This is a genomic window from Campylobacter sp. RM16190 (assembly GCF_012978835.1).
Classification (GTDB): Bacteria; Campylobacterota; Campylobacteria; order Campylobacterales; family Campylobacteraceae; genus Campylobacter_A.
Window position 1 is genome coordinate 119,136 of the sequence record NZ_LIWS01000005.1, and the last position, 6,860, is coordinate 125,995.

Consider the following 6,860-nt stretch of genomic DNA (forward strand, 5'->3'; position numbering starts at 1 on the left):
TTAAATTTAGGTTGTGAAATTTCAAAAATTATACTAGATTTTCTTAAATTTCTACTCCCAATCCATTTTTTTGTAGCCGATATTGTGCTCAAATTCCTTTAGACGCTTATGGATTGAGCGAAGCTCGGTTATAGTCTTCCAGTTGCTGATAAACACGCCAAAACTTGATCTAACTTGTGCAAATGCATTCTTAACTTGAACTAAAACTCCAAGAGTGATAAGACCCGTAAATAGTCCTCCACCCATTATTAGATATGGAATTATGATTGAAATTTGATGATAAGAGTATAGCCACATATTAAAATATCCATAGTGTAAAAATAACCTTGAGTAGTTAAATTTAAGCCCCGTAAAAAGCTCTACTATAGTTGCCGGATGAGCGTAGTTTATCTTGTTGTCCTCTGCTAAAACAAGTTCTTTTCTAAAGGCGGCTTCGACTTTTTGGTTGTTGTATTCAAGTCCAGGAAGCTTGATGCCTACAAACCAAGAGATTATAAGCCCGCCCACACTTATAATTAGGGCTATCCATACAAGAGAGCCCGGAATATCTTTGATGTAAGGCAAATTTACTTTGGCACTAAGCCCCCAAAGTATCGGTATGAAGGCGATTAGAGTCATTATGGAGTCTAAGATATCAACTCCAAGATCTTCCATGATTTTTGCAAATCTATAAGTATCTTCTTGCATACGCTGCGAGCTTCCCTCGATGTCCTTTTCGACTTTTCGCCAGTAGCTAAGATAGCTAAAGGTCATTGCCTCTCGCCAGCGAAATATCCAGTGGCTGGAAAAAAACGATATAAAAACACGAAGCATTATATACGGCATGGCTAAATATAAGAATAGTCTTATCCCCGCCCAAAAATCCTGTATGTCGTGCTCTTTTACATTTTGTAAGATGTCGTAAAAGTTTTTATACCAATTATTAAATTGAATATTTATATATGTTTGAAGTATAAGTGATAATGATATCAAAATTATACCGCCGTAAGCCCATTTGGCCCATTTTTTACTCTTAAAAAAAGATAAAAACACTTTTCTCTCCCGAGTGTGAAATTAAAACGCTAAAGTATATCAAAAAAATATTAATTTAAATTTGGATATTAAATTCAAAATTGCTAGATTTGACCTAAAATATTAAAAAAATTAAAATAATATGAAATTTGATAGATTTAAATTATAAATAAATTTGGTTTAAATGTAGTATTATTTTATAAACTAAAATTTAAGGATATAAAATTTGTTTAGAATTATATTTATTTTTGCTGTTATTTTCTCTTTAGTATGGATATATATGGGCGCAAATAATAAAACAGTAGCGGATTATAAAAACATGAGCAAGGAGCAGCTTGAAACTCTTTGTCTCGAAAAACAAGATAAAACCGCATGTCAAAAAATCGCTATTGATTTTATAAATATTTCTAAATCAAACGACGGGAAGCCTAAATTTTAAAATAGCTTTACATGAAAGTTCTTGCAAGTAAGTTAATTGAGATTTGGTTGCTTTTGTGATATAATGCCAATTTTATCTTAATTTTTAAGGATTTTTATTGCACCCCAGTAGCGATTCATATTTTATGATTTTACTCGCAATTTTATTTGTACTTTTAAACGCTTTCTTTGTTTTATCCGAATTTGCCATTGTCAAGGTTCGCAGAAGTAGACTAGAAGAGCTTATCAAGGATAAGGTTCCAAATGCAAAACTAGCCTACGATATGTCAAATAAGCTTGATACATATCTAAGCGCGACTCAGCTCGGCATAACACTTAGTTCGCTTGCGCTTGGTTGGATAGGCGAGCCTGCGATCGCAAGGCTGATAGAAAGGCCGCTTCAAATTTACTTTGATGTAAGCGACTTGGTTGTTCATACCGTTGCGTTTGCTATCGCATTTACGACTATTACGTTATTTCACGTGGTGCTTGGAGAGCTGGTTCCAAAATCGATCGCCATTGCTAAAGCCGAGAAATCAACTCTGCTTATAGCAAAACCCCTTCATATATTTTGGGTTATTTTTTCGCCTCTAATTAAGACATTTGACTATCTTGCTTGGCTCTCTTTAAAAATGCTCGGCATAAAGCCCGCCAAAGAAAGCGAACTCGCGCACTCAGAAGAGGAGATTAAGATAATCGTAGGAGAGAGCTTAAAAGGCGGAGTTTTAGATAGTTTTGAGACTGAACTTATAAAGAATGCGGTGGATTTTAGCGACACTGTGGCTAAAGAAATTATGACTCCTCGCCGTGATTTAGTCTGCATAAATAAACAAAAGAGCTTTGAGGATAATCTAAAAGTAATTTTTGAGTCCAAATATACTCGTTTCCCATATATAGATGGTAGCAAAGATGTGATTTTAGGCATGATACATATTAGAGACATTTTAGCTGTTCATTTTGGAGAGGGTAAGAAAAAAGATTTTGATCAAATCGTTAGAAAATTTTTGATAGTACCTGAGAGCTTATCTATCTCAAAGGCCCTAGTAATGATGAACAAACAGCAAATTTCAGCCGCTCTTGTAGTAGACGAATATGGTGGCACTGCAGGCCTTCTTACTATGGAAGATATTATGGAAGAGGTTTTGGGTGATCTAAATGACGAGCATGATGAAGCTGATCCTCATTTTAGAAAGATAAATGACAATATATATGAATTTAACGGTAGATTTGACCTAGAAAGCGTTGAAGAGCTTATGGGTATTAGCTTTGATGAGGAGACAGATCAAGTAACTATCGGCGGATATGTATTTAACCTTATTGGCAGATTGCCTGTGGTCGGAGATAGAATAGATGATGAGAACTGCCACTATGAAGTGCGTAAAATGGATGGAACTAGCATTCTAACTGTTAAAGTACGTAAAAAGATTGAAGGTGAAGAGAATGATTAAATTTTAGGCGGTCTTTGCCGCCTAAGCACTATTTGTCTGAATTTTTAATATATGCATAATCCGAAATTTGAGTCCACTCTCTGCCTATTTTCATATAGCTTCTTTGTGATTCTAAAATTTCTTTAAACATAGGATCTTTTGCGCTTAATTCATTTAAAATTTCATCTGTTGCTTTTTTTAAAGCATCCATTATCTCTGGAGAAAATGATGTTATTTTGATATCCGGATGTTCTTTTTTAATCCTATCAAGAACAACAGCATTTTGGTATGTTGCATATTCGTAAACATAGTTAGATACAACCTTTGTTGCTGCTTCAATTATGTATTTTAAATCCTCAGGCATCTTGTCAAATAGTTTTTTATTTATATAAAATTCATTCTCGCTAGCAGGCTCTTGCCATCCTGTGTAATAGTATTTTGCTACTTTTTGAAAGCCAAAGCTAATATCTAGTGCGGGACTCACCCATTCTACCGCATCTATAGTATTCATTTCGAGTGCCATATAAAGCTCGCCTATAGGAATTGTATTGATATTTACTCCAAGTTTTGACATGATTTCACCGCCAAGCCCTGTCATTCTAAGCTTTAATCCTTTTAGATCGTCAATAGTTTTTATCTCTTTTTTGAACCATCCGCCCATCTGCATACCGAAATTTCCACCTAAAAAGGTTACTATATTATGCTCTGAAAATACTTTTTTGGATAGCTCTTTACCACCCCCATAGTTATACCATGCATGTTGTTCTGATACACTCATTCCAAAAGGCACTGTCGTAAATAGCATTAGCTTGGGATCTTTACCCTTATAAAAGTAACTTGCTGTATATCCTACGTCATATTGTCCGTTTTTTACCATATCAAGCACGGCAAATGCAGCTTTGTGCTTTGATGGGTAGTCCACTCGCACTTCTATACGCCCATTACTCATCTTCTCAACCAACTCTTTAAATTTTTTCGGAGCCTCCCCAAGTGCCGGAACGTTACTTTCGTAAGTTGCGGCAAGTTTTAATTTATATTTTTCAGCTGCCGACGAGCTTAGAGCTAAAATTACACTTATTGCAAGTGTAGTCAGTAGTTTCATATTTTCTCCTTTGATATTAAGATTTACTAAATTATATGGCTTTTATATTATGTTTTTGTCTTAATATCAATTTTTAATTATTTTAAATTTAAAAATTGAGTAAATTTGTAAATAAATTGAATATAATTCACTTTTTGTAATTATTATATAAAAATAAAATTTTCAACTTAAATTTTATAATAAAGTTATATAATGTAATGATAATTCTTAAGGAGTATAGATGAGATTGATTCAAGCTAGTGAAATTACTAAAGTTGTCAGCAGACTTTGCAAAGAGGCCTGTTATATCGTAACCCCTGATATGAGAGAGGCTTTTGCAAAAGCTAAAGAAAATGAGAGTTCGCCAACAGGCAGAGATATTTTAGGCAAAATTTTGCAAAATGCCGACTTAGCCGAAAAAGGAATAGCACCTATTTGTCAAGATACCGGAATGGCAGTTGTGTTTGTGGATATAGGTCAGGATGTGCATATAGAGGGAGGTTTTCTTGAAGATGCTATAAATGAAGGCGTGGCCAATGGCTACGTGGAAGGCTATTTAAGAAAATCTGTAGTGTGTGATCCTGTTTTTGACCGAAAAAACACTAAGAATAATACGCCGGCAGTTATAAATGTAAGAATAGTTAAAGGCGATAAAATTCATATTAAAGTGGCTCCAAAGGGGTTTGGTAGCGAGAATAAATCGGCTCTTAAGATGCTAGTTCCTGCCGATGGATTAGAAGGTATTAAAAAAGTATTTTTAGACACGGTAAGGCTGGCTGGTCCAAATGCCTGTCCTCCTATGGTAATAGGCGTAGGTATTGGCGGCACTATGGATAAGGCTGCGCTTATGGCAAAATATGCCGCTGCACGCTCTGCGGATAGCAAAAATCCTGATGAGAGATATGCTAAGCTTGAAGAAGAGTTGCTTGAGCTAGCCTGTAAAACAGGTGTTGGTCCACAAGGACTTGGCGGAGATTATACTGCTGTCAAAGTAAATGTAGAGTGGTATCCTACTCATATAGCTGGACTTCCGGTTGCTATAAATATAAACTGCCATGCTGCACGCCATGCTGAAGCTGAAATTTAAGGAGAAAAGATGTCAGAAATCAAGAAAATAACTGCACCGTTTGATAAAAGCGTAGTAAAAAGTCTAAAAGCTGGCGATAGCGTATTAATATCGGGAACAATAATAGCGGCCAGAGATGCTGCGCATAAAGCCTTAACAGAGACTTTAGCCAGAGGTGAAAAGTTGCCTGTAAATTTGGCCGGTGAAACAATATATTATCTTGGACCAAGTCCTGCAAAGCCTGGTCAAGTTATAGGTGCGGCAGGTCCTACAACAAGTGGACGAATGGATAAATATACCCCAACTATGATTAATGAAGTTGGTATAAACGGTATGATAGGTAAGGGCTACCGCTCTCAGGAAGTGGTAGATGCGATGAAAAAATCAGGATGCGTATATATGGTGGCTATCGGAGGAGCCGGGGCATTAATAAGTCAGAGTATCAAAAAATATGAAGTTTTGGCTTATGAGGATCTTGGCCCAGAAGCTATAGCACGAATAACTATCGAGGATTTTCCTGCGATAGTAGCGATAGATAGCGATGGAAGCAATTTTTATGAAGTAGGCCAAGCGCCATATAAAAAGGTTTAATAATATCCAAGACAAAGCGTATCGGTTAGTCTGATACGCTTTTCTAATGGCTCTGGAGAGAAAAATTTACACTTTTCTATATAAATTCTATAGCCGTAATCAAGTCCTAAGTCATCATAAAATTTCTTTAAATTTATAAATTTTATTCCGCAAATTTCTCTTATATCAAAAAGTTTATATAAATTTGAATTATTTTTTTTCACTAGATGAGATGGTGCAAGTCCGGTAAATGAACAAAAAGAGCTTGTTAAAACTAGTCCCTCAAGCCCACTACAATCTTTGATAATATGCTCAAATTTATGTGGAATTGTTTTGTATTTTAAAAAAACTATACGAGAGTGTTCAAATTTAGCCGAAATTACGCCTTTCCAGAAGAGATATGCGTTTGAAGAGATATTTGCAAGCTTTGCAAATTCGCACCCAAGCACATAACCATCCAAAAATTCGTTAGGCGCCAATACTATATTCATTATATAGATTACTCGTTTTTACAAATTTTCTTTGTTAGCTTTGTTGCAAAAGGCATTATGAATATAACGCTAGGATAGGCGACTACAAATGCTTTGAACCAGCCTTCTGCCCATAATATCAAGAATCTATCTATAATCCCCAAATTTATATATAGTAAGACTCCAGACATCAAAAATGACATAAAAAGCGACATAATAAATGCTAAAACGAACTTGTAAAATTTAATCGGTATCATAAAAATCCTATTTTTTATCGATTATATCAAAATATGAGATTATTTTTATTGACAGAAAATTGAATTTGTTGTAGGATTTTGCAAGATTTTAAGCTTAAGGAAAATCATGAAAAAAATTATATCTACTAAAAACTCTCCACAAGCCATAGGACCGTACTCTCAAGCGGTTATGTCAAATGGATTTTTATTTATATCCGGGCAGCTTGGTATAAAACCTGACGGAGAATTTGCAGGAAGTAGTGTTGAAGACCAAACAAGACAATCTATGGAAAATATCAAAAATATTTTGGCTGTGGCTGGCTTAACATTTGAAAATATTGTAAAAACAACTATATTTTTAGCCGATATAAATGATTTTACAAAAGTAAATGAAATTTATGCTAGTTGTTTTAAAAGAGAATTTCCGGCACGTAGCACTATAGCTGTAAAGACTCTGCCAAAAGATGGTTTAGTAGAAATTGAAGCTATAGCTGCTCAATAATACTATATTCTATATAGAAAGAAATTTGCATTTTTATATTTTTGCAAATTTCTTTTGTGATTTTTGATTTTGTAATAAAA

At 34.7% G+C, this 6,860-nt stretch carries 9 protein-coding genes; 5 read left to right on the top strand and 4 right to left on the bottom strand.

Features of this window, described 5'->3' with window-relative positions; translation table 11 throughout:
• Positions 1 to 51 precede the first annotated feature (51 nt).
• The gene (locus CDOM16190_RS07220) at positions 52 to 1,032 is read right to left on the bottom strand and encodes a putative transporter (RefSeq protein ID WP_170019665.1); all 981 of its coding nucleotides are present in this window, start codon (positions 1,030 to 1,032) and stop codon (positions 52 to 54) included.
• A 205-nt stretch (positions 1,033 to 1,237) separates the two neighbouring features.
• On the opposite strand from CDOM16190_RS07220, the gene CDOM16190_RS07225 reads away from it, so the two are divergent.
• The gene (locus tag CDOM16190_RS07225; RefSeq protein WP_170019667.1) at positions 1,238 to 1,450 is read left to right on the top strand and encodes a hypothetical protein; all 213 of its coding nucleotides are present in this window, start codon (positions 1,238 to 1,240) and stop codon (positions 1,448 to 1,450) included.
• 97 nt (positions 1,451 to 1,547) lie between these two features.
• A complete protein-coding gene (locus CDOM16190_RS07230) occupies positions 1,548 to 2,876 on the top strand; it encodes a hemolysin family protein (RefSeq protein WP_170019669.1) in 1,329 nt (442 codons plus the stop codon).
• Positions 2,877 to 2,904: 28 nt separating this feature from the next.
• Here the strand turns inward: CDOM16190_RS07230 and CDOM16190_RS07235 are convergent, their stop codons facing one another.
• The gene (locus tag CDOM16190_RS07235; protein ID WP_170019671.1) at positions 2,905 to 3,957 is read right to left on the bottom strand and encodes a TRAP transporter substrate-binding protein; all 1,053 of its coding nucleotides are present in this window, start codon (positions 3,955 to 3,957) and stop codon (positions 2,905 to 2,907) included.
• 220 nt (positions 3,958 to 4,177) lie between these two features.
• On the opposite strand from CDOM16190_RS07235, the gene CDOM16190_RS07240 reads away from it, so the two are divergent.
• Together CDOM16190_RS07240 and CDOM16190_RS07245 are read left to right on the top strand one after the other, a co-directional pair.
• Complete coding sequence (locus tag CDOM16190_RS07240; protein ID WP_170019673.1) at positions 4,178 to 5,023, top strand: fumarate hydratase; 846 nt, start codon at positions 4,178 to 4,180, stop codon at positions 5,021 to 5,023.
• 9 nt (positions 5,024 to 5,032) lie between these two features.
• Positions 5,033 to 5,593 carry a Fe-S-containing hydro-lyase gene (locus CDOM16190_RS07245; protein WP_170019675.1) on the top strand — a complete coding sequence of 187 codons (561 nt, stop codon included), beginning with the start codon at positions 5,033 to 5,035 and terminating at the stop codon, positions 5,591 to 5,593.
• Here CDOM16190_RS07245 and cheQ read toward each other — a convergent pair.
• Together cheQ and CDOM16190_RS07255 are read right to left on the bottom strand one after the other, a co-directional pair.
• Entirely contained in the window at positions 5,590 to 6,066 is a 477-nt protein-coding gene (cheQ, locus tag CDOM16190_RS07250) for a cheVAW transcriptional regulator CheQ (RefSeq protein ID WP_260953181.1), read from the bottom strand. The two genes, CDOM16190_RS07245 and cheQ, sit on opposite strands and share 4 nt — an antisense overlap.
• Before the next feature lie 5 nt (positions 6,067 to 6,071).
• Positions 6,072 to 6,299, bottom strand: coding sequence for a DUF2798 domain-containing protein (locus CDOM16190_RS07255; RefSeq protein WP_170019679.1), 228 nt, complete (start codon positions 6,297 to 6,299; stop codon positions 6,072 to 6,074).
• Between the two features lie 106 nt (positions 6,300 to 6,405).
• Between CDOM16190_RS07255 and CDOM16190_RS07260 the strand changes: the two genes are divergently transcribed.
• Entirely contained in the window at positions 6,406 to 6,780 is a 375-nt protein-coding gene (locus tag CDOM16190_RS07260) for a RidA family protein (RefSeq protein WP_170019681.1), read from the top strand.
• Positions 6,781 to 6,860 lie beyond the last annotated feature (80 nt).